At 68.2% G+C, this 26,279-nt stretch carries 27 protein-coding genes and 3 tRNA genes; 19 read left to right on the top strand and 11 right to left on the bottom strand.

Annotated features, from left to right (window positions below; genetic code table 11):
* Positions 1–30: 30 nt before the first annotated feature.
* The 4 genes from QUV35_RS16655 to QUV35_RS16640 all read left to right on the top strand — a co-directional run bounded on the left by QUV35_RS16655 (position 31) and on the right by QUV35_RS16640 (position 3,156).
* Entirely contained in the window at positions 31–471 is a 441-nt protein-coding gene (locus QUV35_RS16655; protein ID WP_366945447.1) for a putative toxin-antitoxin system toxin component, PIN family, read from the top strand.
* A complete protein-coding gene (locus QUV35_RS16650) occupies positions 461–1,585 on the top strand; it encodes a hypothetical protein (protein ID WP_300876639.1) in 1,125 nt (374 codons plus the stop codon). Before QUV35_RS16655 ends, QUV35_RS16650 begins: the two co-directional genes overlap by 11 nt.
* A 31-nt stretch (positions 1,586–1,616) precedes the next feature.
* The gene (locus tag QUV35_RS16645) at positions 1,617–2,585 is read left to right on the top strand and encodes an alpha/beta hydrolase (protein ID WP_300876636.1); all 969 of its coding nucleotides are present in this window, start codon (positions 1,617–1,619) and stop codon (positions 2,583–2,585) included.
* A gap of 100 nt (positions 2,586–2,685) precedes the next feature.
* On the top strand, positions 2,686–3,156 hold the full coding sequence (locus tag QUV35_RS16640) for a hypothetical protein (protein ID WP_300876633.1): 471 nt from the start codon (positions 2,686–2,688) through the stop codon (positions 3,154–3,156).
* 10 nt (positions 3,157–3,166) lie between these two features.
* Here QUV35_RS16640 and QUV35_RS16635 read toward each other — a convergent pair whose 3' ends face one another.
* Positions 3,167–4,786: an FMN-binding glutamate synthase family protein gene (locus tag QUV35_RS16635; RefSeq protein WP_300876630.1), complete on the bottom strand. Its 1,620-nt coding sequence runs from the start codon at positions 4,784–4,786 to the stop codon at positions 3,167–3,169.
* A gap of 77 nt (positions 4,787–4,863) precedes the next feature.
* On the opposite strand from QUV35_RS16635, the gene QUV35_RS16630 reads away from it, so the two are divergent.
* Positions 4,864–5,664, top strand: a complete 801-nt coding sequence (locus QUV35_RS16630; RefSeq protein WP_300876627.1) for a UPF0149 family protein — start codon at positions 4,864–4,866, stop codon at positions 5,662–5,664.
* Between the two features lie 117 nt (positions 5,665–5,781).
* Here QUV35_RS16630 and QUV35_RS16625 read toward each other — a convergent pair whose 3' ends face one another.
* From QUV35_RS16625 to QUV35_RS16615, 3 genes are read right to left on the bottom strand one after another with little or no spacing between them, the layout of a single operon-like run.
* Positions 5,782–6,444, bottom strand: a complete 663-nt coding sequence (locus QUV35_RS16625) for a glutathione S-transferase (RefSeq protein WP_300876624.1) — start codon at positions 6,442–6,444, stop codon at positions 5,782–5,784.
* Positions 6,441–7,373 (bottom strand): alpha/beta hydrolase, encoded by a 933-nt coding sequence (locus QUV35_RS16620; protein WP_300876621.1) that lies wholly within the window; start codon positions 7,371–7,373, stop codon positions 6,441–6,443. Before QUV35_RS16620 ends, QUV35_RS16625 begins: the two co-directional genes overlap by 4 nt.
* A gap of 46 nt (positions 7,374–7,419) precedes the next feature.
* Positions 7,420–8,310 (bottom strand): LysR family transcriptional regulator, encoded by an 891-nt coding sequence (locus QUV35_RS16615; RefSeq protein WP_300876619.1) that lies wholly within the window; start codon positions 8,308–8,310, stop codon positions 7,420–7,422.
* A 123-nt stretch (positions 8,311–8,433) separates the two neighbouring features.
* Here QUV35_RS16615 and QUV35_RS16610 point away from each other — a divergent pair, with 123 nt between their 5' ends.
* A complete protein-coding gene (locus QUV35_RS16610; RefSeq protein ID WP_300876616.1) occupies positions 8,434–9,594 on the top strand; it encodes a nitroreductase family protein in 1,161 nt (386 codons plus the stop codon).
* A gap of 21 nt (positions 9,595–9,615) precedes the next feature.
* Here QUV35_RS16610 and QUV35_RS16605 read toward each other — a convergent pair whose 3' ends face one another.
* From QUV35_RS16605 to QUV35_RS16595, 3 genes are read right to left on the bottom strand one after another with little or no spacing between them, the layout of a single operon-like run.
* Positions 9,616–10,761, bottom strand: coding sequence for a DNA alkylation repair protein (locus QUV35_RS16605; RefSeq protein ID WP_300876613.1), 1,146 nt, complete (start codon positions 10,759–10,761; stop codon positions 9,616–9,618).
* Between the two features lie 9 nt (positions 10,762–10,770).
* Positions 10,771–11,250, bottom strand: coding sequence for a CinA family protein (locus QUV35_RS16600; protein ID WP_300876610.1), 480 nt, complete (start codon positions 11,248–11,250; stop codon positions 10,771–10,773).
* Complete coding sequence (locus tag QUV35_RS16595) at positions 11,250–11,765, bottom strand: phosphatidylglycerophosphatase A (RefSeq protein ID WP_300876607.1); 516 nt, start codon at positions 11,763–11,765, stop codon at positions 11,250–11,252. The genes QUV35_RS16600 and QUV35_RS16595 overlap by 1 nt, the downstream gene beginning before the upstream one ends.
* Positions 11,766–11,841: 76 nt before the next feature.
* Between QUV35_RS16595 and QUV35_RS16590 the strand changes: the two genes are divergently transcribed.
* Positions 11,842–13,422: a hypothetical protein gene (locus QUV35_RS16590; protein ID WP_300876605.1), complete on the top strand. Its 1,581-nt coding sequence runs from the start codon at positions 11,842–11,844 to the stop codon at positions 13,420–13,422.
* Here QUV35_RS16590 and thiL read toward each other — a convergent pair.
* The 3 genes from thiL to apaG are packed head-to-tail and all read right to left on the bottom strand — an operon-like array spanning position 13,396 to position 16,834.
* A complete protein-coding gene (thiL, locus tag QUV35_RS16585; RefSeq protein WP_300876602.1) occupies positions 13,396–14,388 on the bottom strand; it encodes a thiamine-phosphate kinase in 993 nt (330 codons plus the stop codon). The genes QUV35_RS16590 and thiL overlap by 27 nt on opposite strands.
* Positions 14,381–16,390 (bottom strand): site-specific recombinase, encoded by a 2,010-nt coding sequence (locus QUV35_RS16580; RefSeq protein WP_300876599.1) that lies wholly within the window; start codon positions 16,388–16,390, stop codon positions 14,381–14,383. The genes thiL and QUV35_RS16580 overlap by 8 nt, the downstream gene beginning before the upstream one ends.
* 48 nt (positions 16,391–16,438) lie before the next feature.
* The gene (apaG, locus tag QUV35_RS16575) at positions 16,439–16,834 is read right to left on the bottom strand and encodes a Co2+/Mg2+ efflux protein ApaG (RefSeq protein ID WP_300876596.1); all 396 of its coding nucleotides are present in this window, start codon (positions 16,832–16,834) and stop codon (positions 16,439–16,441) included.
* 89 nt (positions 16,835–16,923) lie between these two features.
* Between apaG and rpe the strand changes: the two genes are divergently transcribed.
* Together rpe and gph are read left to right on the top strand one after the other, a co-directional pair.
* A complete protein-coding gene (rpe, locus tag QUV35_RS16570; protein WP_300876593.1) occupies positions 16,924–17,613 on the top strand; it encodes a ribulose-phosphate 3-epimerase in 690 nt (229 codons plus the stop codon).
* The gene (gene gph, locus QUV35_RS16565; RefSeq protein ID WP_300876590.1) at positions 17,610–18,278 is read left to right on the top strand and encodes a phosphoglycolate phosphatase; all 669 of its coding nucleotides are present in this window, start codon (positions 17,610–17,612) and stop codon (positions 18,276–18,278) included. The genes rpe and gph overlap by 4 nt, the downstream gene beginning before the upstream one ends.
* Here the strand turns inward: gph and QUV35_RS16560 are convergent.
* Complete coding sequence (locus QUV35_RS16560) at positions 18,265–18,873, bottom strand: chalcone isomerase family protein (protein WP_300876588.1); 609 nt, start codon at positions 18,871–18,873, stop codon at positions 18,265–18,267. The genes gph and QUV35_RS16560 overlap by 14 nt on opposite strands.
* A 396-nt stretch (positions 18,874–19,269) precedes the next feature.
* Here QUV35_RS16560 and trpE point away from each other — a divergent pair, with 396 nt between their 5' ends.
* The 10 genes from trpE (at position 19,270) to QUV35_RS16510 (ending at position 26,165) form a co-directional block, all read left to right on the top strand.
* Complete coding sequence (trpE, locus tag QUV35_RS16555) at positions 19,270–20,769, top strand: anthranilate synthase component I (RefSeq protein ID WP_300876585.1); 1,500 nt, start codon at positions 19,270–19,272, stop codon at positions 20,767–20,769.
* 104 nt (positions 20,770–20,873) lie between these two features.
* Positions 20,874–21,443 carry an aminodeoxychorismate/anthranilate synthase component II gene (locus tag QUV35_RS16550; protein ID WP_300876688.1) on the top strand — a complete coding sequence of 190 codons (570 nt, stop codon included), beginning with the start codon at positions 20,874–20,876 and terminating at the stop codon, positions 21,441–21,443.
* Complete coding sequence (gene ltaE, locus QUV35_RS16545) at positions 21,440–22,507, top strand: low-specificity L-threonine aldolase (protein WP_300876582.1); 1,068 nt, start codon at positions 21,440–21,442, stop codon at positions 22,505–22,507. Before QUV35_RS16550 ends, ltaE begins: the two co-directional genes overlap by 4 nt.
* A 17-nt stretch (positions 22,508–22,524) precedes the next feature.
* On the top strand, positions 22,525–23,163 hold the full coding sequence (locus QUV35_RS16540; protein ID WP_300876580.1) for a LysE family translocator: 639 nt from the start codon (positions 22,525–22,527) through the stop codon (positions 23,161–23,163).
* A 23-nt stretch (positions 23,164–23,186) separates the two neighbouring features.
* Positions 23,187–24,230 carry an anthranilate phosphoribosyltransferase gene (gene trpD / locus QUV35_RS16535; protein ID WP_300876686.1) on the top strand — a complete coding sequence of 348 codons (1,044 nt, stop codon included), beginning with the start codon at positions 23,187–23,189 and terminating at the stop codon, positions 24,228–24,230.
* A 14-nt stretch (positions 24,231–24,244) separates the two neighbouring features.
* Positions 24,245–25,045, top strand: a complete 801-nt coding sequence (gene trpC, locus QUV35_RS16530) for an indole-3-glycerol phosphate synthase TrpC (RefSeq protein WP_300876577.1) — start codon at positions 24,245–24,247, stop codon at positions 25,043–25,045.
* Positions 25,046–25,049: 4 nt separating this feature from the next.
* Positions 25,050–25,718, top strand: coding sequence for a uracil-DNA glycosylase (locus tag QUV35_RS16525; protein ID WP_300876574.1), 669 nt, complete (start codon positions 25,050–25,052; stop codon positions 25,716–25,718).
* Positions 25,719–25,784: 66 nt separating this feature from the next.
* Positions 25,785–25,870 (top strand) — tRNA-Tyr (locus QUV35_RS16520).
* 89 nt (positions 25,871–25,959) lie between these two features.
* Positions 25,960–26,033, top strand: a tRNA-Gly gene (locus QUV35_RS16515).
* Positions 26,034–26,090: 57 nt separating this feature from the next.
* Positions 26,091–26,165: transfer RNA gene (locus QUV35_RS16510), tRNA-Thr, on the top strand.
* Positions 26,166–26,279: the final 114 nt, after the last annotated feature.

Raw genomic sequence — 26,279 nt, 5'->3', positions numbered from 1 at the left:
GAGACACTTCTATCGACGTGAGGGGCTGCGGTGAGTGAGAACCTCGACATGAACAGGCTGGTGCTCGACACCAACATCGCGCTCGACCTCTTCGTGTTTCAGGACCCCGCCACCGCGGCTTTGCGCGCGGCGGTGGAGCGCGCGGACGGCGCGTGGATCGCCACCGCGGCCATGCGCGAAGAGCTGTTGCGTGTGCTCGACTACCCGCAGATCGCGCGTCGCCTCGCGGCGCAAACCCGGCCCGCGCAAGACGTGCTCGATGCCTTCGACCGCTGCACCCGCCGGGTGGCCGAGGCGCCCAAGGCCGCCTACACCTGCAAAGACCCCGATGACCAGAAGTTCATCGACCTGGCGGCGGCGCACCGCGCCACACTGGTGAGCAAGGACGACGCGGTGCTGTGCATGGCCAGGCGCCTGGCGCGCGTCGGTGTTCATGTCTGTCGTGAATGGAGGCCCAGCCATGTCGATTGAAATGCGCCTGCCCTGGATCGCGCTCGGTGCCTTGGTCTGTGCCAACGCCTGGGCGGTGCAGCGTTGCGAGCTCAATGGCGAGAGCGTGAGCCGCGCCAACGGCCACACCACCGCCGGCAAGAGCGGCGTGATGCGCTGCACCAACGACAGTGGTCAGGTGCGCCGGCTCGACCAGACACTGCGCGACGGCCAATTCGTGGGCCCGGTGCTCATGGTGCTGGCCGATGGTGAACGGCGCGAATACAGCCTCAATGAACGCGGCAACCGCGACGGCGTGGCGCGCACCTTTGATGGCCAGGGCACGCTGCGCAAGGAAGAGCATTTCGAGGACGGCAGTGCCGTGGGCGTGCAGAAGACCTTTGCCGAGGCGGGTCACCTGCAGACACTGCGATTCGCCGCTGGCCGGCGCACCGTGCTCACCATGGCCTACCTCGCCGATGGCCAGCTCACCGAGCTGCGCTGCGCCGCCGTGAGCCTGGTGCCGCAAGACCGCGAGGTGTGTGGACACGCCGGTCGTGCGAGCGATGTCACGCTGGTCCGGGCAGACGGCAAGCCGGCGGGCACGGTGAGTTACCTCCACGGACAGATGCAGCGCCAGACCGTGCTCGACCGCGACGGCAAGCCCGTGCGCGGTGAAGCGCTCAAGGACGGGCGGCGCATCAAACAGGTGTTCTATCCCTCGGGCCGGTTGCGCTCGGAGGCCGACTTCGTCGAGCGCGACCCGAACAGCGGCGAAGGCCGCGAAGGCGTGGCGCGCGAATGGGCCGAGAGCGGCCAGCTCACTCAGGAAACCACCTGGGCCGACGGCCATGAACAGCAGATCCGCCAGTGGTACCTCAATGGCCAACAGAAAGCCCACCAGCAGATCCGCCGCGACGGCCGCCAGCAGGAGCGCACCACCGAAAGCTTCTGGGACACCGGCCTGCCGGCCGCGGTGAACGTCGAGCGCAACGGTCGCCTGCTGGGCTGGCAGAAATACTTCACCGAAGCCGGCGTGCTGGCGCGGGAAGACGAGCACGGCGAGCGCGGCCTGTTGCTGCGGCGCCGGTCTTACGACGCGCAAGGCGTGCTGTTGCGCGAAGAACGTTTTCTGGAAGACGGCTCGCGCATCTGACGCCGGGCTCCATCGGGTTCAAGGATTCTCCATGGCCTCCACCTCGTCTGTGTTGCGCCGGCTGGCGGCAGGGCTCGGGGTGCTGGCCGTGCTGGGCGTCGGGGTGGTGGGTGCCTTCTACTGGCACGACATCGGCCGTTCGTACGAGCGCATCGCCGGCCGCAGCGAGCGGGTGTCGCTGCCGCAGGGCGACATGGAGTTTGTCCAGGCCGGCGCCGGCCCTGCGGTGCTGGTGATCCACGGCAGCGGCGGCGGCTTCGACCAGGGCGAGCTGCTGGCGCAGGCCGTGCTGGGCGACGGTTTTCGATGGATCGCGCCCTCGCGCTTCGGCTACCTGCGCTCCACCTTTCACAGCGGCGCGACCTTCGAAGACCAGGCCCATGCCTACGCGGGTCTGCTGGACCACCTCGGCCTCGATCGTGTTGCGGTCGTTGCGCTCTCCCACGGGGGTCCGTCTGCGTTGTACTTTGCGGTGCTGCATCCAGAGCGCGTCTCCTCGCTCACGCTGCTGTCCAGCGGCGTGGCCTCGTCCAGCGATCCCGCCCAGGCGCAGGCCAACCGGCAGGGTGACCTGTTGACCACGGTCTTCCAGCACGACCTGCTGTACTGGACGATCAGCACCTGGCTCAGGCCGGCGCTGTTGGGTTTGATGGGCGCGAGCGACGAGGTGGTCGCAGGGCTGGCGCCGGCGTCGCGGCAGCTGGTGAACGAGCTGATCGAATTCATGAACCCGGTGCAGCCGCGCTCCGCAGGCGTCGTGTTCGACAACCGTGCCGCCTTGCCCAACGAGCGGATCGCGGCGATCCGCGCGCCCACGCTCATCGTGCACGCCACCGACGACAGCCTGCAGCTCTATCGCAACGCCGAATTTGCGGCAAAGCACATCGCCGGTTCACGCCTGTTGCGCTTCGAGAGGGGCGGCCACCTGCTCGTGGCGGTGGAGCAAGTCGCGGTGCGCGGGGCGGTGCAGGCGTTTGTCCGTGCGCACGCTGCCCGCTAGCGCCATCCAGGTTTCTCCCTGTCGCCAGGATGCCACCGGAGCCCGGTTGGCGGGTCGGCGGTCCCTACACTCTGGATCTTCCAAACAAGGGAGGAACCCCATGATTCGTCACGCCATTCTGGTGGCCGGCGCGCTCGCGCTCACAGGCTGTGCCTCGGTGATCAACGACGTCACCCATCCGATGAAGGTCGAGACCAAGACGCCGTCGGGAGCGCTGGTGGTCGGTGCCGACTGCAAGCTCACCAACGACTACGGTGTGGTTCAGGTCAAGTCCGGCGATACCGCCCAGGTGCGCCGATCCAGCAAAGACCTCGACATCGTCTGCAAGGACCCTGCCAACCCCGATGCCGTGGCCAAGGCCATCTCGCGCGCCAACGGCGGCATGTTCGGCAACATCATTCTGGGCGGCGGCATCGGCGCCATCATCGACCACAACAAGGGCACGGCCTACTCCTACCCGATCTGGGTGCAGATGGTGTTCGGCAAATCCCTGGTGTTCGATCGCTCCACCGAAAAGGAAGGCGTGCCGACCGTGGGCACCGAAGCGCCGGCCGCCTCGGCCAGCAAGTAAGCCGCGCGCCTCAGGCCAGGCCGAACCGGTCGGCGTGCGCCTGTGGCCAGTAGGTGGTGAACACCGCGTGCTGACCCGTCAGGTCGTGCAGCAAGGCGCCGGGCAGGGTTTCGGGCAGCAGGTTGGCCAGCAGGCGGACTTCGTTCTGGCTCACGCGGCGCACGAGATGGTGGGCGGTGATTTCGCCAGGGTGTTGCAGCCCGGCGGCCTGGATGAGTTCGTGCAGCGCCATGAGCGTGCGCTGGTGGAACTGAAACACCCGCTCGGCCTTGTCCGGCACCACCAGCGCCTGCTGGCGCACCGGGTCTTGCGTGGTCACGCCCGTGGGGCATTGGCCGGTGTGGCAGGTCTGGGCCTGGATGCAGCCCAGCGCAAACATGAAGCCGCGCGCGCTGTTGCACCAGTCGGCACCGATGGCCATGGCGCGCACGATGTCGAAAGCGCTGACGATCTTGCCCGCGCAGCCCAGTTTGATGCGGTCGCGCAGGTTCACGCCCACCAGCGTGTTGTGCACCAGGCGCAGGCCTTCCTGCAGCGGCGCGCCCACGTGGTCGGCGAATTCGAGCGGTGCTGCGCCGGTGCCACCTTCGGCGCCGTCGACCACGATGAAGTCGGGCGTGATGCCGGTTTCCAGCATGGCCTTGGCCATCGCGAACCATTCCCAGGGGTGGCCGATGCACAGCTTGAAGCCCACCGGCTTGCCGCCCGAGAGTTCGCGCAGGCGCGCGATGAAGTGCATGAGCTCGATGGGCGTGGAGAACGCCGTGTGCGCAGCGGGCGAGACGCAGTCCTGGCCCACGATCACACCGCGCGCGGCGGCGATCTCGAGCGTGACCTTCGGGCCGGGCAGCACACCACCGTGCCCGGGTTTGGCGCCCTGGCTGAGCTTGATCTCGATCATCTTCACCTGCACGTCCATCGCGTTGGCCGTGAAGCGGTCGGGGCAGAAGTGGCCGCTTTCGTCGCGGCAGCCGAAATAGCCCGAACCGATCTCCCAGATCAGGTCGCCGCCGTGCAGGCGGTGGTACGCCGAGATCGAGCCTTCACCGGTGTCGTGCGCGAAGCCGCCGCGTTTGGCACCGGAATTCAGCGCCTGGATCGCGTTGGCCGAGAGCGCGCCGAAGCTCATGGCCGAGATGTTGAACACACTGGCCTCGTACGGCTGCGCACAGCCGGCGCCGCCGATGGTGAGCCGGAAGTCGTGCGAGGCGATCAGGCTGGGCGCCATCGAATGGTTGATCCACTCGTGGCCCGACACGTTCTGGTCCAGCTGCGTGCCGAAGGGGCGCTTGTCGGTCTCGCCCTTGGCCCGTGCATAGGCCAGGCTGCGCTGGCTGCGCGAGAACGGCGTGGCCTCAACGTCGCTCTCCAGAAAATACTGCCGGATCTCGGGGCGGATCTTCTCCAGCATGAAGCGCAGGTGGCCGATGACCGGGTAGTTGCGCAGCACCGAACTCTTGCTCTGGCGCAGGTCGCGCAAGCCCAGCGCCGACAGCCCCGCGAAGAGCAGGAACCAGAAACCACCGATGCCGAACGCCACCAGCGTGAACAGGCTGAGCAGTGCGAGCAGCACACACAGGCCAAGCGCGGTGTAACGCACGGGGTAGAGGGCATTGAGTCGGTCGAGCATGCAGGCTTTCGGCGATGGGTGCGGAATACACTCGAGGGCATCATAAAACCCGGGCCCCTGCAGGCCCGCTCACCCCCATGAACACCCCTCTGGAGCCGGCCGCTGCGCTGGACAACAACGACTTCGACGCGCTCGATGCCATCCTGGACGACCTGCGCGAGCGCGGCGAAGACGTGCCGCAGTGGGAATTCTGCGAAGGCGCCATGGCCGCACTGCTGTGCACCCGTCGTCCGGTGGATCCGGCCGAGTGGTTGCCCATGCTGTTGGGCACGGGCCCGCTGCCCACGGCGCCGCAGGAAGACGGCACGCACTTCGCCAACACGGCCCAGTTCGAGCAGTTCATGGCGCTGTGGTCACGGCGCAGCGCCGAGGTGGCGGCCTCGCTGGCCGCGCCGGTCGACACGCTGGAGGACGAGCGCAGCTACCACCCCGAACTGATGGATGTGCGCGGCGCCGTGGCCGCGTTGCCGGACGCCGAACGCGCCGACTTCAAAGGCCAGGAGCTGCCGGCCTACGCCCAGGTCTGGGCGCTGGGCTTCATGTTCGTGGTGGAGAACTGGCCCGAGGACTGGGCGCCGCCGCGCGACAAGGAAACCGCGAGCTGGATCGACGAAGCCCTGGACCACCTGGTGGCGCTGACCGAGGACGACACCGGCACGCCCACGGTGAACATGCATGCGGAAGACGGTCCGACGAGCGTGAGCGACGAGCGCCTCAATGCGTTCGGCGCGGCCATCTGGGCGGTCTACGACCTGGCCCAGATCGGCCGCAGCCTCGGGCCGCGTGTGGAGCCGATCCGCAAGACCGTGACGCCGGGGCGAAACGACCCCTGCCCGTGTGGCAGCGGCAAGAAGTTCAAGAAGTGCCACGGCACCTGACGTCGCCGGGCTTTCAGTCCTTGCCAGAACGTTGGGGCCGAGCCATCCCCCGTTCGGGCTGAGCCATCTTCCGTTCAGGCTGAGCCTGTCGAAGCCCTCGCCCGGTGCGCAGGCGTGTCACTTCAATTCGAACGGCCCACCCTGCACCAGCGCCCGCTGGTAGGCCGGGCGTGCGTGGATGCGGCGCAGCCAGTCCATGAGCCTGGGGCGGCTCTCGTTCAGGCCCGCGCGTGCGGCAGCGGCTTCCACCGGGAAGCTCATCTGCACATCGGCCGCACTGAACGAGCGGCCGGCGAACCAGTTCGATTGCGCCAGTTCCCCCTCCAGAAAATCCAGGTGCTGCGTGAGGTTGGGTGTGATGAAGCGTTTGTGCACCGTGGCCGAGATCGCCTTGGCGATCGGTCGCACCAGCAGTGGCGCCTTTTCCACTTCATCGAACACCAGCTTCATGAGCAGTGGGGGCATCAGCGAGCCTTCGGCGTAGTGCAGCCAGTAGCGGTAGCGCCAGTGGGCGGGCGTGCCGGGCTCGGGTGAGAGCCGGCCTTCACCGTGGCGCTCCACCAGGTACTCGATGATGGCGCCCGACTCGGCCAGCGTGGCCTGCCCGTCGGTCACCACAGGCGACTTGCCCAGCGGATGCACCTTCTTCAGCGAGGGCGGGGCCAGCATCGTCTTGCGGTCGCGTTCGTAGCGCTCGATGCGGTACGGCACGCCGAGCTCTTCGAGCAGCCAGAGCACGCGCTGGGAGCGCGAGTTGTTGAGGTGGTGGACAGTGATCATGTGGGCGCCTGTGCGGTGGATGTCATGAAGCTGCGCAGGGCGCCGGCCGTGGCCTCGGGCAGTTCTTCGGGAATGAAATGGCCGGCCGGCATCGCCTGGCCGCTCACGGTGCCAGCGCACTGGGCCTGCCACAGTGCGAGCGGATCGAACAGCTTCTGCACCACACCGCGCTGGCCCCACAGCACCAGCGTGTCGCAGGCCATGCGCTGGCCGCGCTCGCGGCCTTCACGGTCGTGGTCCAGATCGATGCCGGCGCTGGCGCGGTAGTCTTCGCAGGCACTGTGGATGGCTTCGGCGCGGCAGAAGCAGCGCTCGTACTCGGCCAGTGCCCTGGGCTCGATGTGCGGCAGGCGCGTGCCACCCTGCGCCGAGCCCCATCCGCCGAGTTTGGCGTGCAGATAGGCCAGGGCGTTGCCGCCGATCATGAGTTCGGGCAGCGGCGCGGGCTGGATCAAATGGAACCAGTGGTAGTAGGCACGGGCAAACGCCATGTCGGTGCGTGCGTACATGTCCAGCGTGGGCGCGATGTCGATCACGCAGAGCTTGCGCACGCGCTGCGGGTGGTCCAGCGCGAGGCGGTGCGCCACCCGGCCGCCACGGTCGTGGCCGCAGAGATAAAACGTGTCGATGCCCAGCGCCGTGACCACGTCGACCACATCCTGCGCCATTTCGCGTTTGCTGTAGTTGCTGTGGTCGCTCTGGCCGGGTGCGTGCGAAGAGTCGCCGTAACCGCGCAGATCGGGCAGCACCAGCCGGAAGTGGGGTGCCAGCTCGCGCGCCACGCGCTGCCACATCACGTGGGTCTGTGGAAAGCCGTGCAACAGCACCAGCACGGGGCCGTCGGCCCGACCGCCCACGCGCAAGGCCGCGTGTGCGCCCCGGGTCTTGATCTGTTGAAACTCGAATCCGCCAAACCATGCCGCGCTCATGTGCTGTTCTCCTTGCGCTGGAGTGTAGGCCTGGGGTGCACAGGGTTCAGCTCAGCGCCTGCGGCAGCGCACCGGCCAGGAAGTCCCAGACCCGGCGGATGCGCGGGTTGCTGCGGATCTCGCGGTGCACCGCCAGCCACAGCGGCAGGGGAGCGATCGGCAACATCGGCAGCAGCGGCACGAGGTCGGGGTGGTGCCGGGCCACGTAGCGGGCCAGAAAACCGATGCCCAGGCCGGCATTCACAGCGGCGTGGTAAGCATTGAGATCGTCGGTGCGCACGGCGAAGTCCTCGCGTTGCAGCGGGTAACCCATGGCGGCAAAGCCGCGCAGGATCTCGGGGTTGCGGTCGTTGCCCACGAGGTCGTGTGCCAGCAGGTCGGCGGGCACGCGCGGCGTGCCGCGGCGGCGCAGGTAGTCCCGGTGGGCGAAGGCACCGATGGCCACCTGTCCCACGCGCCTGGCCACCAGCGAGCTCTGGTCGGGGCGCACCATGCGCAGCGCGATGTCGGCCTCGCGTTGCAGCAGGTTGCTCACCGCGTTGCTCGACACCAGTTCCAGCTGAATGTCTGGATGGGCCTGGCGCAGCTGTGCCAGCAGCGGCGGCAGCAGCACGCAGGTCACCGGCTGGCTGGCACTGATGCGCACGGTGCCGCGCGCATCCAGCTGCGCACCCGAGGCCTGGCGCGCCAGCTGGTCGGCCGCGCCCGCCATGTGGCGCGCGGCCTCGGCGAGGCGATGGGCATGCGCGGTGGGCAGCAGGCCCCGGCCGGTCCGCTCGAACAGCACCACACCCAGCTGCGCCTCGAGCTCGCCGATGTGGCGGCCCACCGTGGGCTGGCTGGTGTTCAGCGCACGGGCTGCCGCCATCAGGCTGCCACGGTCCAGTGCCGCAAGGAAGGAGGGGATCAGCGCCCAGTTGAAATCACCGGTATGCATTTGTGAATGGCTGGTGTTCGAATTGAAGTCATTGTGTATGGGCGGTTCTTTTCCCACAATGTCTTTCATGGCAGTGCGCCAGCCGTCGCTGTTCCGGGCCACTTTTCATTCGCAGGAGCCAACATGCACCGCAGATCCTTTCTTCGAACCGTGGGCGGTGGCGTCATCTCCGCCGCCACCGCCGCCACCCTGGCGGGCTGCAGCAGCGCGCTGCCGCCCGAGGCCATTGCCGCCTGGCAGGGACCGGGCAACGAGCCCGATGTGCGGCGCTGGATCCTGGCGCACGCCATCCTCGCGCCGCATTCGCACAACCTGCAGTCGTGGCTGGTCGACCTGAGCGTGCCCGACGAGATCACGCTCTTCATCGACCGCAGCCGGCTGCTGCCCGAGACCGATCCGTTCTCGCGCCAGATGATGATGAGTCAGGGCACCTTCCTGGAACTGCTGGACCAGGCGGCCCGGCAAAGAGGCCAGCGGGCCGAGGTGACGCTGTTTCCCGAGGGCGTGTTCGCGCCCACCACCGTGGACGCCCGACCCACGGCGCGGGTGCGTCTGGTGGCCGACGCGTCGGTGCAGGCCGACCCCTTGTTTTCCCAGGTGTTTCGCCGCCGCACCAACCGCGAGGCCTACGAGCCGCGCGTGCCGCCCACCCAGGCCCTGCAGGCCATCGCCGCCAGCACCGCCGGCGGGGCCTGGCGCACCGGTTTCGTCACCACCGCAGAGGCCGCCGCCCTGGCCGAGCACCGCCGCATTGCCAAGGAGGCCTGGCGCATCGAACTCACCACGCCGCGCACCGTGCTCGAATCGTTCAAGGTGCTGCGCGTGGGCCCGAGGGAAATCGCGCAGCACCGCGACGGCATCTCGCTCAACGACCCGATGGTGCGCGCCCTCACCGCGCTCGGCCTGTTCGACCGCAGCGTGGCGCCCGCCGCCGATGACCAGGCCACCACCGGCCAGCTCACCGAGTTCAACGCCCACATCGACGGCACACCGGCGTTTTACTGGCTGGTGACCGAGGGCAACGACCGCGTGACACAGGTCAATGCCGGGCGCGCCTGGGTGCGCGCGCAGCTCGCAGCCACCGCGCAGGGCTTGTCGATGCAGCCGATTTCACAGGCGCTGCAGGAATACCCCGAGGTGGCCGTGCCCTACCGCGAGATCCACGCGCTGCTGGACGCGCCGGCGCCGCGCCACACGGTGCAGATGTGGGCCCGGCTGGGCTACGCACCGGCCATCGAGCCCTCGCCGCGGCGCGGACTGGACGCGCACATCGTCAAGGCCTGACCCGCACGATCCAGGCGGCATTCAATTCGACAGCAACTCGAACGAGGTCTGCGCCAGTGCCACGCCGTTGACCAGCACCTCGATGCGGTGCGTGCCCGGGTACAGCGTGCGTGTGGTCACCGGCCTCAAGCTGTGGCGTTTCGCCAGCACGCGTTGCTCGCCGGCGGCGAGCGTGAGCTTCCAGCCCTTGAACACCTTGGGCGAGGTGCTGCCGTTGGCGCGCACATGGTGCACCGCGTAGTCGATTTCCAGCGGCTGGGCCTGGCGGGCGGCGGATTGCAGCACCACCCGCAGGCCGATCTCGCCTCCCACGGCGGCGCGCTGGTCCGACAGCGCGAGCGAGGCCTGGCCCTCCAGCCCGCGGGCCAGACCCCAGGCGGCCAGTGTGGGGGCGTGGCCCTGCTTGATCAGGCCGCGGCTGGCGTGGCGCAGCAGGGCGCTGCGCTCGGGCCCGGCCCCGATCAGGTGTTCCTTCACCCAGCCCGCCACCAACGCGGGATGGTCCTTGGCGATGTCGTTGAGGTGGTTGGCCACGCTGCGCCGCACGTAGCTGCTGGGGTCGTCCTGCAACGCCCGCAGCAGCGGCAGCGCGGGCGCGGGGTCGCTCACCAGTGCCTGCAGGCGAAGTCCCCAGGGCAGTCGCGGGCGGCTGCCCTCGCTCACCAGCCGGCGCACGTGCACGCTCGGGTCTTGTGCCCAGCGCGCCAGCACCGGCCACACGGCCTCGGGCTGCTGCTGGATGAAGGGCCGGATCGCGAACTCGGCGGTGGAGCGCTGCGTGAGCGCGTGCAGGCAGGCCAGAGCGCGCGGCACGTCGTGCAGGCCCTGGCGGGCCACGAATTCGCCCATCGACCAGATCACCCAGCCGGACAGGCCGGTGCTGGCGGCTGCGGTCGTCAGACCCACGGGCTCGCCGCGGGCGTCCAGCGGCAGCGGCGGCGCCAGGCTGGCTTCCAGCACGCCGCAGGCGGTGTCGAAATGCCCGGGCAGGGTGGCGTGCAGCGCGTCGGCCAGCTGCAGCATGCGCGCCTTGAGTTCGAGTGCGTCCAGGCCATGGCCGGCGAGGGCCTCGAAACGCGCGCGATCGAAGCCCGACCAGGCTCGTTGCAGGTGCAGACCCGTGGTGGCCACGGTGCCGGCGTTGATCAGGTTCTTGAACGGCTCCATGGCGTGCTCTCAGGGCAGGCGTTGCAGCAGTCCGGTCAGGGCGTGCTGCACGGTGGCGGCGCGCACCGCAGCGCGGTCACCGTCGAAGCGCCGGCATTCGGTGAAGGTGCCCGCCGGCGTGGCCCAGCCGAACCAGACCGTGCCCACCGGCTTGTCGGCACTGCCGCCGGTGGGGCCGGCCACGCCGGTGACGGCCACCGCCATCCGGGCGGGCGAATGCGCCAGCGCACCCGCCGCCATGGCGCGCGCCACCGCCTCACTCACCGCACCGTGCCGTTCGATCAGTTTGGCGGGAACACCCAGCAGCTCGGTCTTGGCGGCGTTCGAGTAGGTGACGAAGCCGCGCTCGAACCAGTCGCTGGAGCCGCTCAGGTCGGTGCAGGCGCCGGCGATGAGGCCGCCGGTGCAGCTCTCGGCGGTGGCCATCATCAGCCCGCGGCTTTTGAGTTCGTGCGCGAGCGCCTCCACCAGGCCGGTTGTGCCCATCATCAAAACCTCCAGAGCGCGATCACCAGCAGCGTGCACAGTGCCGCGGCGACATCGTCGAGCAGGATGCCGAAGCCGCCGCGCGGACCAAAACCCTTGAAGGTCTGGTCGGCCCAGGCCATGGGGCCGAACTTCACCGCATCAAAGAAGCGGAACAGGCCGAACGCCACCAGTTGTCCCCAGAAGCCCGTCGGCTCGATCAGCCACAGCACCAGCCAGAAGGCCACCACCTCGTCCCAGACGATGTGGCCCGAGTCGGCCACGCGCATGTGCAACGCGGTCACGGTGCAGGCCCACCAGCCCACCAGCGTGGCGGCTGCGATCAGCAGCGCCCAAGCGGGCGGCGACATCAGCGGCTGCAGCAGCAGGAACGACGCCCAGGCCCACAGCGTGCCCACGGTACCGGGTGCAAACCGGCTCAGGCCGGCGCCCCCACCGAGTGCGATGAAGTGGGCCGGGTGGGACAACAGAAAGGCCCAGGTCGGGCGGGCCATGGGGGCGTGGGCGGTCTCGGGCATGGACGGATTATGGGTGGGCGGTCTTGCCGGGCCGTGACACCGGCGGGATACTGGCGCGAACGAAACAGGGGGGCGCATGGAGATGAACACCGGTGCCATCCTCACCGCCATGGTGCTGGGTGTGCTGCTCACGGGCGCCGCCTCCTGGGTGGTTGCAGGCCTGTACCGCCGCCGGATGCTGGCACTCATGCGGCGCTCGCCTCCACCCGATGCGGCTCATGCCGTGGCCCGGTCCGGCGCGCCCGCGCCAGACCGGCCAACGGTCGTGCTGGATGCGGCGGCGAACCGGCACGCCAGCCGGCGCTACCTGCTCGTGGTGAGCGCACTCAGCCTGTTGATCGGCGTGACCCAGTCGGTGCTGGCCTTGCTCTTCATTTATGGCAGCGAATTGCTCAGCCTGGGCCGCGCGCTCACGCTCGGTGTGGTCTACGCCTGGCCGATGGCCCTCACCTGGGGGCTGGTGCGGCGCTGGTCGTGGTGGCGGACATTGGGGGCGATCGGGCTGTACCTGATGGCCATGCTGGCGCTCACCTGGTGGCGGTTTGTCTCGCCCCAGCCGCTGGCCACCTCGCTGGGCTGGCTGGGCGGTCTGGTGCTGCTGCCCGTGCTGGTCACCCTGGTGATCGGCGCCAGCGGACGCATCCGCGCCATCGCGCCGTATCTGCTGCCCATCTTCATGCTGCTGGCGGCCTCGTCGGTGCTGGCGTTGCAGGCCATGGTCAGCGGCGTGCAGGACCCACCGGGCTGGTTGGTGGCGCTGGTTCAGGCGGTGGGCGCCTGGCCCGCGATCGTGTTGCTGGCGCTGGCACCCTGGGCGCTGCTGGCCTGGCCCGCCTGGGCCATGGCGCGCGGGCTGGCGCACGCCTACCGTGCCAAGCGTTTCTCGGACCTGTGGTACCTGCTCGCGGCCTACTGGCTGGTGGTGCTGGGCGCGTCTGCGCTGCCGGCGCTGCAGGGTGTGGGCTGGATGGCGCTCACCCAGTTCCTCCCCTCGCTGTGGATTCCGCTGGCGGGCCTGGCCCTGCGCAGCTGGCTGGCGCCCCGGCGCGCGCCACCCACGCTGCTGGTGCTGCGCGTGTTCCAGCAGGACGCCGGCGTGCAGACCTTGTTCGACCGGGTGGTCGAGCGCTGGCGGCTGACGGGCAACACCGTGCTGATCGCCGGCACCGACCTGCTCAGCCGCACCATCGACCCGGACGATGTGTTCACCTTCCTCGATGGTCGGCTGGCCGGGCGCTTCGTGGCCAACGAAGCGCAGGTGGGCGAGCGCCTGCGCGACTTCGACCTGGCGCCCGACCCCGATGGCCGCTACCGGGTCAACGAGTGCTATTGCTTCGACAGCACCTGGCAGCAGGCGCTGGCCGCGCTGGTGGTGCAGGCCGACGTGGTGCTGATGGACTTGCGCGGGTTCCAGGCGCGCAACCAGGGCCGCCGCCACGAACTCGGCGTGCTGGCCGGTGCACCGCACCTGCAGCGCGTGGTGCTTCTTTTTGATGGCAGCACCGACCGGCCCACCGCACTGGCCGATCTGGTCGGCGCCCCCGAGGGGCGCGTGGTCTGGATCGAGGCGGGTCGGCTGGAGCACCGGCGCGTGGAGCAGATCGTGGCGGCGCTGCTGGGCGCGCGCGGATCAGCCGAAGTGGTCGAAGCCGCGTGATGAGACCGTCACCGGGTGACCGGACGCATCGAGCACCCGCAGGCCGGGCGACGCACTGATGCGGCCGATGCGCTGCACCGGTGTGCCGCTGGCCTGGGCGGCCGCGTCCACCGCTGCGCGCGCGATGGGCGCCGCCGTGAACAGCAATTCGTAGTCGTCGCCGCCGTTGAGGATGCAGTCCAGGCGCTGCTCTGCGCTGAGTGGCTGCAGCGCCGGCGCCACCGGCAGGGCGGCCAGCGCGATCTCGGCGCCCACGCCACTGGCCTGCAGGATGTGTCCAAGGTCTCCGGCCAGGCCATCGCTCAGGTCGATGGCCGCGTGCACCGCGTTGCCCAGCACCGCCAGCAGCGTGCCCAGTGCCAGCCGGGGCAGGGGGCGTTCCAGCCGCTGGCGCAGTTCCGGGTGGCGCGTGAGGGCCTGTTGGCCGCAAGCCCGGGTGGCCCAGTCGGTGCCGCGCATGAGTTCGAGCGCCAGCCGCGCCTCGCCGGTGCGCCCGGTGAGGTAGAGGTCGTCGCCCACCTGCGCCTGGCTGCGCTGCATGGCCGGTCCCGGGCGCACTTCGCCCATCACCGTGATGCAGATGTTGAGCGGCCCGCGCGTGGTGTCGCCACCCACCAGCGGGCAGGCGTGGGCATCGGCGAGCGCGAACAGGCCGCGGGCGAAGGCAGCGAGCCAGGTCTCGCTGGCATCGGGCAGGGCCAGCGCGAGCGTGAAGCCCAGCGGGCGCGCGCCCATCGCGGCGAGGTCGCTCAGGTTGACCGCCAGCGCCTTGTGGCCCAGGGCCTCGGGGTCGACGTCGGCAAAGAAGTGCCGGCCCTCGACCAGCATGTCGGTGGACACCGCGAGCTGGTGTCCCGGGTGGGGTTGCAGCAGGGCGCAGTCATCACCGATGCCCAGCGCCACCCCGGGCCTGGCCACCTGGCCAGGCCGCTGGAAGTGCTTGCGGATGAGTTCGAATTCACCCATGGGGCTCGGCGGTGGCGTCATCGTCCCCGGGATTGTGGCGTGGCGGCAGCAGAAAACTCAGCGGCGCCACGCGGATGCGCCGCTTGATCGCGGTGCGGATCAGCTGGCGGTTGACCTCGCTGATGCTCTGGGCCTGCAGGGCCAGCCGGAAGGCGAGGTAGAAGCTCACGGCCAGGTTGATCGGACCGATCGCCACGATGCCGCCCACCGCCCACCAGAAGGCGGGTTCACGCAACACGCCCAGACCCAGCGCCGACGCCGCAGCGGCCACCTGGCCGGCCGACAGCGTGACGTGGCGCACGTCGATGCCCAGGCCGAAAAACTGGAGAAAGGCGGGGGTCAGGCCCAGCATGAATCCGAGCGAGATGTTGGCGGCCAGGCCAGAGATGTTGGTGCGCGTGAAATTGGCCCAGCGCGCCGCCCGCTTGCGTCCCAGCAGGTTGGTGAAGCGCGGGTTGTGCTCCATGGCCGAATGCAGCTTGTGGAACACAAACCAGTTTTCCACCCAGCCCGCAACGATGCTCGATGCAAACAGCAGCACGCCGGTGAAGGCGGCGAACAGCAGGGTGGGGCCCAGCAGGCTGATGCTGTGCAGCGTATGGCGCGCCTTCTCTTCGTCCAGCATGGCGCTGCCGGTGCCGAACTGCAGCAGCGCACTGATCAGGAGCACCACCGGTATCACCAGGCCGATGTTGCCCACGATGGCCGCCACCTGCGAGCGGAACAGGTTGGCCACTTCGTCCACGAAACGCCTGACGGCGCCCGGCTGCTTGATTTCCTTCAGCTTGGCCACCATCGCCGGGGCGGTCACCGCGGGCTGTTTGGTCGCCACCGTGAGGTGCAGCAGCATGATGATCACGAACGATGCCGCGTAGTTGAAGCCCGCCGCAAAACCGCCCCAGAAGGCCGAGAGGCCCAGGCCGTACAGCGCAAACTTCACCCAGGTGGTGATGCCGAGCACCGCGCCGCCGCCTGCGGCCTTGCCCAGCATGTCCTTGTACTCGGCGGTGTTGCGGGTGATGTAGTGCTCACCGCTCTCGGCACTGCGCTCGGCCACCTTGGCTGCGGTCAGGTGCGAGCTGGCGGCAATGAGGGAGCGGATGCTGCGGCTGTCCAGACCCACCTGGGCGAGGTCGGCCAGCAGGGCGACCGTGGCGCGCTCGGGCTGGTCGGACTGCAGGCAGTCGAGCAGTTCCTTCACCCGCACCACCCGTTCGCGCAGCTGGCGCAGCCGGAACACGATGCCCACCGAGACGCCGTGCTCCTCGAGGTGCGAGTACACCGAATAGGCCGCGTGGCGACAGGCGTCGAGCTGGTTGCGCAGCCGCGTGGCGGCCTCCAGTGCCTCCGGGCTTTGGGCGCCGTGCACCCGCACGGCGCGGCGCAACGCCTCCAGATCGCTGGGCAGCTGGTGGAACGGCTTCTGCTCTTGCGCCTCGGGCGACATGCGGACCCGGATCTCGGATGCAAAACCGGTGGCGCTGACCTGGCTCACGCAGGAAATCATGGCGTCCATCAGGGCCACCTGCCAGAAGTCGGCGTCTTTCGCATGGGGCTCGGGGCCGGCGCCGATCAGCAGGTCGCGCAGGCGCAGCAAGGTGGCACTGTCCAGTGCCTTGAGCCAGCGCACATCGAAGCGCGTGGGCAGCAGCAGGCCGAACAGCTCGCCCAGATCGGTGGTCTCGGGCGTGTTGGGCAGCACCTTCTTGCGCAGGCGGTTGCCGAACTCGCTGAGGAAGGCGGTGCGTGGCGCAAAACCGTGGTCGGCCAGCAGCGGGGTGATGTCCACCGTGGCGACGAAATGCTGCCACCAGCGCTGCCAGCGCAACCGAAGCTCGGGCTGCGACTGAACGCTGTCGAGAAACTCACGCACCCGCGCCACGCTGGCCGGCACGCTTTTTTCGTCACCGCGCACCCAGCGCATGGCGTCGATGAACCACAGGTGGCGCTGCGCCAGCGGTGCCTCGGGGTCCAGGCGGGCGATCAGGGTGGCGGCGTGCATGGACTCAGCGGTGGAGAGAACGCTGGCGGGGGGGCGGGGTGGTGCACCTCAGTGCAGCACTCGCGAGGGGGCTTCGCCCGAACCGCTGGCCCGCAAGGCGAACTCGGGCACCACCGCCTCGAACCGTTCGCCGTCTTCGGCGACGCAGAAAAAGCTGCCCCGCATGCTGCCCGTGGGCGTCTTCAGCCGTGTGCCGCTGGTGTACTGGAACGATTCGCCCGGACGCAGCAGCGGCTGGTGACCCACCACGCCCAGTCCCTTGACCTGTTCCGTGTGCCCCAGCTCGTCGTCGATGATCCAGTGCCGTGCGATGAGCTGCGCGGTGGCCTCACCGGCGTTCGTGATGGTGATGGTGTAGGCGAAGGCGTACTGGTCTTCGTCGGGCGAAGACTGTTCGCTCAGGTACTGGGGTTCAACCTCGCAGGTGAACAGGTATTTGGGCATGGCCGGCATGTTACCCCGGGGCTGCGTGCGCCTGCGATGCCTGCCAGAATGCACCCGAACGCCTCCCCACCACTCACCACAGGTTGCCCATGTCACGGAACGCCAGCGCCGCATTCATCGCCCCCTCCATTCTCTCGGCCGACTTTGCCCGCCTGGGCGAAGAGGTGCGAAACGTCATCGCCGCCGGCGCCGACTGGATCCATTTCGACGTGATGGACAACCACTACGTGCCCAACCTGACTTTCGGCCCCATGGTGTGCCAGGCGCTCAAGCCGCACGCGAAGAAACCCGACGGCACGCCGGTGCCGATCGATGTGCACCTGATGATCCAGCCGGTGGACGCGCTCGCCGGCGCCTTCATCGACGCCGGCGCCGACCTGGTGAGCTTTCACCCCGATGCAAGCGCTCACGTGCACCGCAGCGTGCAGGCCATCAAGGCCAAGGGAGCCAAGGCCGGCCTGACCTTCAACCCGGGTCAGCCACTGGACGTGCTCGACTGGCTGATCGACGACATCGACCTGATCCTGATCATGAGCGTCAACCCGGGCTTCGGCGGGCAGAGCTTCATCGACTCGGCGTTGCGCAAGATCGAGGACGCGCGCCGGCGCATCGAGGCCACGGGCCGGGACATCCGCCTGGAAGTGGACGGCGGCATCAAGCCCGACAACATCCGCCGCGTGGCCGACGCAGGCGCCGACACCTTCGTGGCCGGCAGCGCGATCTTTGGCAAGCCCGACTACAAGGCGGTCATTGACCAGATGCGGTCAGCGCTGGCGTGATCGGAGAGATTCAGGCGGTCATCGTTGACCTCGATGGCACGATGGTCGACACCCTGGGCGACTTCGATGTCGCGCTGAACGAAACATTGACGGCGCTCGGTCGGCCGGGCGTGAGCCGTGGCGACATCGAGCGCATGGTGGGCAAGGGCTCGGCCCACCTGATCCGTTCGGCGCTGCTGCACGGCGGGCTGCGGGCCGATGAAGCCGCCGCCTTGCAAGCCGACGCCTGGACGCTGTATCAGGCGCACTACCTCGCCATCAACGGCGCCCACAGCGCCGTCTATCCCGGCGTGGTCGAAGGCCTCACGGCGTTGCGAGAGCACGGTCTGCCGCTGGCCTGCCTGACCAACAAGCCCCTGGCCTTTGCCGAGCCGCTGCTCAAGGCCAAGGGCCTGCTGGGCTTCTTTGTCCATGTGTTCGGGGGTGACAGCTTCGAGCGAACGAAACCCGACCCGCTGCCCTTGCTCAAGACCTGCGAGGCGCTGGGCACGGCGCCGGTCCACACCTTGATGGTGGGCGATTCACAGAACGACGGCATCGCCGCGCGGGCGGCCGGCTGTCCGGTGGTGCTGGTGACCTACGGCTACAACCACGGAGCGCCGGTGGCGCAGGCACCACACGACCGGCTGATCGACTCGCTGGCCGAGCTGGTCAGCCTTTCTTGACACCCAGCAGCGCGTCCTTCAGTTGCCAGTCGGCCGGTTTGGGTCCCAGCCAGATCCGCATCAGGGCGTTGAAGAATTCGGGCTCCTTGAACGGCTCGCCTTCGACCTTGCCCTTGATGGTCAGCACCGTGCCGGTGCCAGGTACCCAGTCAAGCAGGAAGGTATCGCCCGCCACCAGTTTCTTGTGGTCACTGAACACCTGGCTCATGCGCAGCACGCCCGGGATGAGTTTGGAGAAAGCGGCGCGCTCCATGTTGTCTTCCATGCCGCGCGAAAACAGCTTGCCGAGTTCGGCCGAATCGATGTCGCGCAGCATGGTGATGCTCATGCGACGGGGGCCGGTGGCGGCCAGCACGGCGGCCGGTGTGTCGGCCTTCTGGCCGAGGTAGAGACCGGCGGTGTAGACCTTGAACACCGCCTTGTAGCGAATGCCCGCACCATTGAGCACGAGCGGCTGGTTGGCCACGGTCACGCGGTCTTCGAGCATCACACCGCCCACGTCGATGGTGGCGGCTTGAAGCAGGGCGGGCTGGAGCAGGGCGGTGCAGAGCGCGGCGGCCCCCAGGAGGGCAGAGGGTGAAGTGATGCGTTTCATGGGGATCCGGGTCGGTTGAAAAAGAACAGCCGTTCTATTTTCTGATTGTCCTTGCCCGCCGCGACGGGGCTCACAGGGTTTAGCCGTAAAACCAAAGCATCCTGGCGTGAACCACGGCACGCCACAGGCCCTTTGCTACACTCCCGGCACCATGTTCCACCCATGCACGACCCCATCAGGTGTTCTGCCGAGCCGCAACGGCCGGGGAGCCTGGCCCTGGCGCAAGCCAGCGTAAACGTGCACTCCCCCCGGGGCTGGCACAGCGTTCCACGGGCCTGCCCCGCCGCTGTTTCACCCCACCCCTGGACCGGCAGCGCGCCTGACCGGATGGCATGATCCCCAGCGCCCTGCCCGATGTGTCGATGACGCCGGGCCGGACCGACGGAAAGAACGAACATGATCACCGAACTGGAATTCAAGAGCCTGGCCCAGCAGGGCTACAACCGCATCCCGCTCATGGCCGAGGCCTTCGCGGACCTCGAGACACCGCTCTCGCTCTACCTCAAGCTCGCACACGGGCGCGGTGACGGCAAGCACAGCTTTTTGCTCGAATCGGTGGTGGGTGGTGAACGGTTCGGGCGCTACAGCTTCATCGGCCTGCCCGCCCGCACGCTGCTGCGCGCCAGCGGCTTCGGCGCCGAAGCGATCACCGAGGTGGTGCGCGACGGCGTGGTGGTGGAGACCGACCACGGCAATCCGCTGGATTTCATCGCCGCCTACCAGCAGCGTTTCAAGGTGGCATTGCGCCCCGGTCTGCCGCGTTTTTGCGGCGGCCTGGCCGGCTACTTCGGCTATGACGCGGTGCGCCACATCGAGAAGAAGCTGGAGCGGACCTGTCCACCGGACACCCTGGGCTGCCCCGACATTCTCCTGCTGCAGTGCGAAGAACTCGCGGTGATCGACAACCTCTCGGGCAAGCTCTACCTCATCGTCTACGCCGACCCGGCGCAGCCCGAGGCCTACGCCAACAGCAAGAAACGCCTGCGCGAGCTGCGCGAGGCGCTCAAGTACTCGGTGAGCGCGCCGGTGGTCAAGCCCAGTCAGGCCTACCCGGCCGAGCGCGACTTCGCCAAGGCCGACTACCTGGCCGCGGTGGAGCGGGCCAAGGAGCTGATCGCCGCCGGCGATTTCATGCAGGTGCAGGTGGGCCAACGCATCAAGAAGCGCTACACCGAATCCCCGCTGAGCCTGTACCGCGCCTTGCGCTCGCTCAATCCCTCGCCCTACATGTATTACTACCACTTCGGGGATTTCCACGTGGTGGGGGCGTCCCCTGAAATCCTGGTGCGCCAGGAAAACACGGCCGAGGGCACCAAGGTGACGATCCGCCCGCTGGCCGGCACCCGTCCGCGCGGGGCCACACCCGAGCTGGACAAGGCCACTGAAAGCGAGCTGATCAACGATCCGAAGGAGCGCGCCGAGCACGTGATGCTGATCGACCTGGCGCGCAACGACATCGGCCGCATTGCGAAGATCGGCACCGTCAAGGTGACCGAGGCTTTCGCGGTGGAGCGTTACAGCCACGTGATGCACATCGTGAGCAACGTCGAAGGCATGCTGGTGGACGGCATGACCAGCATGGACGTGCTCAAGGCCACCTTTCCGGCCGGCACGCTCACCGGCGCGCCCAAGGTGCACGCCATGGAACTGATCGACCAGCTCGAGCCCACCAAGCGGGGCATTTATGGCGGTGCCTGCGGCTACCTCAGCTACGCCGGCGACATGGACGTGGCCATCGCCATCCGCACCGGCATCATCAAGGACCAGACGCTCTACGTGCAGGCCGCTGCCGGCGTGGTGGCCGACTCCGTGCCCGAGATGGAGTGGAGGGAAACCGAGCACAAGGCGCGTGCGCTGCTGCGGGCCGCTGAGCTTGTCGAGGAGGGTCTGGAATGAACAAGCCGATCCAGAGCGCCGCCGGGCCGTCCCAAGGCGCGAAAGCCCCCCTGGGGGGCCGCGACCCACGCGCCGCGGGGGAGCGTGGGGGCCTTCGTGTCCTGATGGTGGACAACTACGACTCGTTCACCTTCAACATCGTGCAGTACCTGGGGGAGCTGGGGGCTGAGGTCACCGTGGTGCGCAACGACGAGGTCACGGTCGACGAACTGCAGGCCCGTCTGGATGACGGCCTCATGGACCGCCTGGTGATTTCGCCCGGACCGTGCTCGCCGGCCGAGGCCGGCATCTCGGTGGCGGCCATCCAGCACTTTGCCGGCCAGCTGCCCATCCTCGGCGTGTGCCTGGGCCATCAGAGCATCGGCGCGGCGTTCGGCGGGAAGGTCATCCGCGCTCAGGAGCTGATGCATGGCAAGACGTCGGTGATCACGACCACGCAGAAAGGCGTGTTCGCAAACCTGCCCGAGCGGTTCACGGTGAACCGTTACCACTCGCTGGCCATCCGCCGCAGCGACTGTCCGAGCGAGCTGGAAGTGACCGCCTGGACAGACGACGGAGAAATCATGGGTGTGAAGCACAAGACGCTTGCCATCGAAGGCGTGCAATTCCACCCGGAAAGCATCCTCACCGAACACGGGCACGCGATGCTCAAGAACTTCCTCGAACAAGCATGAAAACCGTTGATCTCAGAAGCGACACCGTCACCCGACCGACGGCGGCCATGCGCGAAGCGATGATGGTCGCGCCCCTGGGCGACGACGTTTTCGGCGACGACCCTTCCGTCAACGCACTGCAGGACAAGATCGCCGGCATCACCGGCAAGGAGGCCGCGCTGTTCATGGCCAGCGGCACGCAGAGCAACCTGTGCGCGATGCTGGCGCACTGCCAGCGCGGCGACGAGTACATCGTGGGGCAGAACGCGCACACCTACCGCTACGAAGGCGGCGGCGCGGCGGTGCTGGGCAGCATCCAGCCGCAGCCGCTGGCGCAAAACGCCACCGGGCAGATGCAGCTGGCCGACATCACCGCCGCGATCAAGCCCGACGACCCGCACTTCGCGCGCACGCGGCTGCTGTGCCTGGAGAACACCTGGAACGGCCACCTCATGCCGGCCGACTACCTGGACCAGGCGACCGCTCTGGCGCGTGAGCACGGGCTGGCGGTGCACCTGGACGGCGCGCGTGTGTTCAACGCGGCCGTGGCGGCTGGTGGCGATCCCTTCACGGCGGTTCGTGACATCGTGGACCGCTTCGACAGCGTGTCGGTCTGTTTCAGCAAGGGCCTGGGTGCGCCCGTGGGTTCTGCCTTGTGTGGCTCGAAGGACCTGATCCGCCGCGCACTGCGCTGGCGCAAGATGCTCGGCGGTGGATTGCGCCAGTCGGGCCTGCTGGCGGCCGCTGCACACCATGCGCTGGATCACCACGTCCACCGCCTCGCCGACGACCACGCGCTCGCGCAGCGCCTGGCGCAGGGGCTGGCCGGCATCGATGGATTGAGCGTGCGTTCCGCGCAGACCAACATCGTTTTCGTCGATGTGGCGAACGGCCGCGGCCCCGATCTGCTGACCCACCTGGCGCGCGACGGGGTGCTTGCCACCGGCCTGATCGGCCTGCGCTTCGTGACCCACCTCGACGTCGACGCGGCCGGCATCGACCGGGCGATCGCCAGCACCCGCGCGTTTTTTGCGCAGGGCGCCTCGTCCGCCAGCCACCGGCCCGCCGGCTCGGCCGTTTACTGAACGCAGGGCGCCAGGCCATGCCCGACCTGCCGCAACTGCTGCTCTTCATCGCGGCGGGCTGGCTGCTCAACCTCACGCCCGGCCCGGACGTGCTGTGCATCGTCACCAGCGCGCTCAGGAGTGGTGTGCGCGCCGGCATGGTGGCCGCACTCGGCATCGTCAGCGGCTGTTTCGTGCACGTGTTCGCTGCCGCCATCGGCGTGGGCGCGCTGCTGGCCACGTCCGCCACCGCGTTCACCGTGCTCAAGTGGCTCGGCGCTGCCTACTTGCTGTGGATGGGCGTGCGCCTGCTGCTGTCCAGGGCCGCGCCTCTCGATCTGGAGGCGGGCACCACCGACGTTGACCTCTGGCGCGTGTACCGCCGCGGCTTTCTCACCAACGTGCTCAACCCCAAGGTCGCGCTGTTCTTTCTCGCCTTTGTGCCGCAGTTCATCGCGCCCGAGGTGCCGGACAAGGTGCTCGCGTTTTTGCTGCTGGGCCTGATCTTCAACCTCAGTTCGCTGCCGATCAACTTCGGCTATGCCTGGCTCGCCGCCTGGGCCGCGCGCCGGGTGCAGACCGTGCAGCGCGCCCTGCGCTGGCTGGACCGCGCTGCCGGCGTGCTCTTCGTGGGCTTCGGGCTGCGCCTGGCCTTGACCGACAATCCTCTTCCTTGAACCGACAAGCCCTGGAGACCCGCATGCCGAGCAGCCACAAGATCACACCGCAGGAGGCCCTGCAGCGCACCATCGAACACCGGGAGATCTTCCACGACGAGATGCTGCACCTCATGCGACTGATCATGAGCGGCGAGATGTCGCCCGTCATGATGGCGGCCTTCATCACCGGCCTGCGCGTCAAGAAGGAAACCATCGGCGAGATCACCGCTGCCGCACAGGTGATGCGCGAGTTCTCCACCAAGGTGCATGTGGCCGACAAGACGCACCTGGTCGACATCGTCGGCACCGGCGGCGACGGCTCGCACACCTTCAACATTTCCACCTGTTCGATGTTCGTGGCGGCTGCGGCCGGCGCGCGCGTGAGCAAACACGGCGGGCGCAGCGTCTCGAGCAAGAGCGGCAGCGCCGACGTGCTGGAGAGCCTGGGCGTGAACATCAACCTGCCGCCCGAGGCCATCGCGCGCTGCATCGAGCAGGTCGGTGTGGGTTTCATGTTCGCGCCCAACCACCACCCCGCGATGAAGAACGTGGCTCCGGTGCGGCGTGAACTCGGCATCAAGACCATCTTCAACATCCTGGGCCCGCTCACCAACCCGGCCTCGGCGCCCAACATCCTGATGGGCGTGTTCCACCCCGACCTGGTGGGCATCCAGGTGCGAGCGCTGCAGCGCCTGGGCGCCGAGCACGCGGTGGTGGTGTACGGCCGCGACGGCATGGACGAGGTCTCGCTGGGCGCGGCCACGCTGGTGGGCGAACTCAAGGACGGCGAGATCACCGAATACGAAATTCATCCCGAGGATTTCGGCATGACCATGGCCAGCAGCCGTGCGCTGCGGGTGGACACCCCCGAGGCCTCGCGCCAGATGCTCATGGGCGTGCTCGAAGGCCGGGACGACCCGACCTTCAAGGCCGCCAGCGACATCGTGGCGCTCAACGCCGGCGTGGCGCTGTATGCCGCCAACGTGGTGGCCGACATGGGCGCGGGCATTGCACTGGCCCGTCGCACGCTCGCCTCGGGCGCAGCACTGGCCAAACTCGAACAACTCAAGGCCTTTGCGGCCTGACCCGGAACATTCCCATGAGCGACATTCTTCAGAAGATCGTGGCCGTCAAGCACGAAGAAATCGCCGCAGCCCGGCGCAGAAAGCCGCTCGACGTGGTGCGCTTCGACGCCGAGAGCCGGGTGCTCACGCGCGATTTCGAAGGCGCGCTGCGCCGCAAGATCGCCGCCGGCCAGGCCGCGGTGATCGCCGAAGTGAAGAAGGCCAGTCCCAGCAAGGGCGTGCTGCGCGAAGACTTCATCCCGGCCGACATTGCGCAGAGCTACGCCGAAGGCGACGGACAGGTGAGCGCTGCCTGCCTGTCGGTGTTGACCGACCAGCAGTTCTTCCAGGGCAGCACCGACTATTTGAAGCAGGCCCGCGCCAGTTGCGACCTGCCCGTGCTGCGCAAGGACTTCATGGTCGACCCCTACCAGGTCTACGAGGCCAGGTCGATGGGGGCCGACGCGATCCTGCTGATCGCAGCCTGCCTGGACGACGCACAGATGGCCGACCTCGAGTCCCTGGCGATGGGACTGAACATGGCGGTGCTGGTGGAGGTGCACGACCGGGACGAGCTGCACCGCGCGCTCAGGCTCAAGACCCCGCTGGTCGGCATCAACAACCGCAACCTGCGCACCTTCGAGGTGTCGCTGCAGACCACGCTGGACCTGATGGTCGACGTGCCGGCCGACCGCTTGCTGATCACCGAGTCCGGCATCCTCGCGCGCCAGGACGTGTCCACCCTGCGGTCTGCCGGCGTTCACGCCTTCCTGGTGGGCGAAGCCTTCATGCGGGCGCCCGAGCCGGGCCTGGCGCTGGCCGAGCTGTTCGCCTGAGCGCATGGTCCTGCAGGACGACTCGGGCTGGGCCGACCTGACGGCCGATTTCCAGGCGTCGGCCGAGGGAATGGCCCTCCAGGGATTCCTGGACGACCGGCGCGCCCGGGGCGCGACCATCTATCCCCCGGAGCCCTTGCGGGCCCTGCAGCTGACCCCCCCGGGCGAGGTGCGCGTGGTGGTGCTGGGGCAGGACCCGTACCACGGGCCCGGCCAGGCCGAAGGGCTGGCGTTTTCGGTGGCGCCCGGCGTCAAGGCACCGCCGAGCCTGCGCAACATCTTTCAGGAGCTGCAGCGCGACCTGGCGCTTGCGGCGCCGGCCAACGGTTCGCTGGTGCGCTGGGCACAGCAAGGCGTTTTGCTGCTCAACACCTGCCTGACGGTGGAGGAAGGCCAGCCGGCCAGCCACGCCAACCGGGGCTGGGAAGCGCTTACCGACCGCATCATCGGGCGCTGCAATGCAAGCGGACACCCCAAGGTGTTCCTGCTGTGGGGCGCCCACGCACAGAAAAAAGCCGCCCTTGTCGACCCCGGACGGCACCTGCTGCTGCTCGCCAACCATCCGTCGCCGCTGTCGGCCCGACGCGGCCCATTGCCGTTCATCGGCTGCAGCCACTTCAGCCAGACCAACGAATGGCTGACCCGACAGGGCGCCGGGGCCATCCGCTGGTGACCTGCTGCGCTGCGCGGGAGCTGGCACATCGCCGGAAAACCATGGCATAATCGCGGGCTGCGCTATGGAGGGGTGGCCGAGTGGTTAAAGGCAGCAGACTGTAAATCTGCCCGCTTACGCGTACGCTGGTTCGAATCCAGCCTCCTCCACCAGCGATCGATGAGTGACATGAAAGCGAAGGGACTGTGCGTCCAGCGGGCCTTGCCGACCGAAGGCGGGTCCGTGCGTATGGAGTGAATTGGCGGGAGTAGTTCAATGGTAGAACCCCAGCCTTCCAAGCTGATGACGCGGGTTCGATTCCCGTCTCCCGCTCCATGTCCTGTTGATGGTCGGTATTGAATGCTTTGGGTGGTCGGCTCGCCGACGCCCTTGGCCCTTGTGGCTCAGTGGTAGAGCACTCCCTTGGTAAGGGAGAGGTCGCGGGTCCGATTCCCGCCAAGGGCACCAGTTTTTGCAGATGTGGATTCGCAAGTGTTTTGGTTGTTTCGGCAGTTTTGATTTGGAGCTGAAAAATGGCAAAAGAGAAATTTGAGCGGACCAAGCCGCACGTGAACGTGGGCA

It is taken from the genome of Hydrogenophaga sp., from assembly GCF_030373225.1.
Lineage (GTDB): Bacteria > Pseudomonadota > Gammaproteobacteria > Burkholderiales > Burkholderiaceae_C > Hydrogenophaga.
This window is presented reverse-complemented; position numbering and strand designations above follow the sequence as displayed.

Excerpts from the sequence above, each read along its gene's own strand:
- QUV35_RS16540 (WP_300876580.1), top strand. The coding sequence starts at position 22,525 with ATGCCCGACCTGCCGCAACTGCTGCTCTTCATCGCGGCGGGCTGGCTG.
- QUV35_RS16560 (WP_300876588.1), bottom strand. The coding sequence starts at position 18,873 with ATGAAACGCATCACTTCACCCTCTGCCCTCCTGGGGGCCGCCGCGCTC.
- QUV35_RS16615 (WP_300876619.1), bottom strand. The coding sequence starts at position 8,310 with ATGCATACCGGTGATTTCAACTGGGCGCTGATCCCCTCCTTCCTTGCG.
- QUV35_RS16600 (WP_300876610.1), bottom strand. The coding sequence starts at position 11,250 with ATGATGGGCACAACCGGCCTGGTGGAGGCGCTCGCGCACGAACTCAAA.
- QUV35_RS16550 (WP_300876688.1), top strand. The coding sequence starts at position 20,874 with ATGGTGGACAACTACGACTCGTTCACCTTCAACATCGTGCAGTACCTG.
- QUV35_RS16640 (WP_300876633.1), top strand. The coding sequence starts at position 2,686 with ATGATTCGTCACGCCATTCTGGTGGCCGGCGCGCTCGCGCTCACAGGC.
- QUV35_RS16525 (WP_300876574.1), top strand. The coding sequence starts at position 25,050 with ATGGTCCTGCAGGACGACTCGGGCTGGGCCGACCTGACGGCCGATTTC.
- QUV35_RS16650 (WP_300876639.1), top strand. The coding sequence starts at position 461 with ATGTCGATTGAAATGCGCCTGCCCTGGATCGCGCTCGGTGCCTTGGTC.
- trpD (WP_300876686.1), top strand. The coding sequence starts at position 23,187 with ATGCCGAGCAGCCACAAGATCACACCGCAGGAGGCCCTGCAGCGCACC.
- QUV35_RS16590 (WP_300876605.1), top strand. The coding sequence starts at position 11,842 with ATGGAGATGAACACCGGTGCCATCCTCACCGCCATGGTGCTGGGTGTG.
- apaG (WP_300876596.1), bottom strand. The coding sequence starts at position 16,834 with ATGCCCAAATACCTGTTCACCTGCGAGGTTGAACCCCAGTACCTGAGC.
- QUV35_RS16620 (WP_300876621.1), bottom strand. The coding sequence starts at position 7,373 with ATGAGCGCGGCATGGTTTGGCGGATTCGAGTTTCAACAGATCAAGACC.
- QUV35_RS16595 (WP_300876607.1), bottom strand. The coding sequence starts at position 11,765 with ATGCCCGAGACCGCCCACGCCCCCATGGCCCGCCCGACCTGGGCCTTT.
- ltaE (WP_300876582.1), top strand. The coding sequence starts at position 21,440 with ATGAAAACCGTTGATCTCAGAAGCGACACCGTCACCCGACCGACGGCG.
- QUV35_RS16580 (WP_300876599.1), bottom strand. The coding sequence starts at position 16,390 with ATGCACGCCGCCACCCTGATCGCCCGCCTGGACCCCGAGGCACCGCTG.
- QUV35_RS16610 (WP_300876616.1), top strand. The coding sequence starts at position 8,434 with ATGCACCGCAGATCCTTTCTTCGAACCGTGGGCGGTGGCGTCATCTCC.
- thiL (WP_300876602.1), bottom strand. The coding sequence starts at position 14,388 with ATGGGTGAATTCGAACTCATCCGCAAGCACTTCCAGCGGCCTGGCCAG.
- rpe (WP_300876593.1), top strand. The coding sequence starts at position 16,924 with ATGTCACGGAACGCCAGCGCCGCATTCATCGCCCCCTCCATTCTCTCG.
- trpC (WP_300876577.1), top strand. The coding sequence starts at position 24,245 with ATGAGCGACATTCTTCAGAAGATCGTGGCCGTCAAGCACGAAGAAATC.
- QUV35_RS16630 (WP_300876627.1), top strand. The coding sequence starts at position 4,864 with ATGAACACCCCTCTGGAGCCGGCCGCTGCGCTGGACAACAACGACTTC.
- QUV35_RS16635 (WP_300876630.1), bottom strand. The coding sequence starts at position 4,786 with ATGCTCGACCGACTCAATGCCCTCTACCCCGTGCGTTACACCGCGCTT.
- QUV35_RS16645 (WP_300876636.1), top strand. The coding sequence starts at position 1,617 with ATGGCCTCCACCTCGTCTGTGTTGCGCCGGCTGGCGGCAGGGCTCGGG.
- QUV35_RS16625 (WP_300876624.1), bottom strand. The coding sequence starts at position 6,444 with ATGATCACTGTCCACCACCTCAACAACTCGCGCTCCCAGCGCGTGCTC.
- QUV35_RS16605 (WP_300876613.1), bottom strand. The coding sequence starts at position 10,761 with ATGGAGCCGTTCAAGAACCTGATCAACGCCGGCACCGTGGCCACCACG.
- trpE (WP_300876585.1), top strand. The coding sequence starts at position 19,270 with ATGATCACCGAACTGGAATTCAAGAGCCTGGCCCAGCAGGGCTACAAC.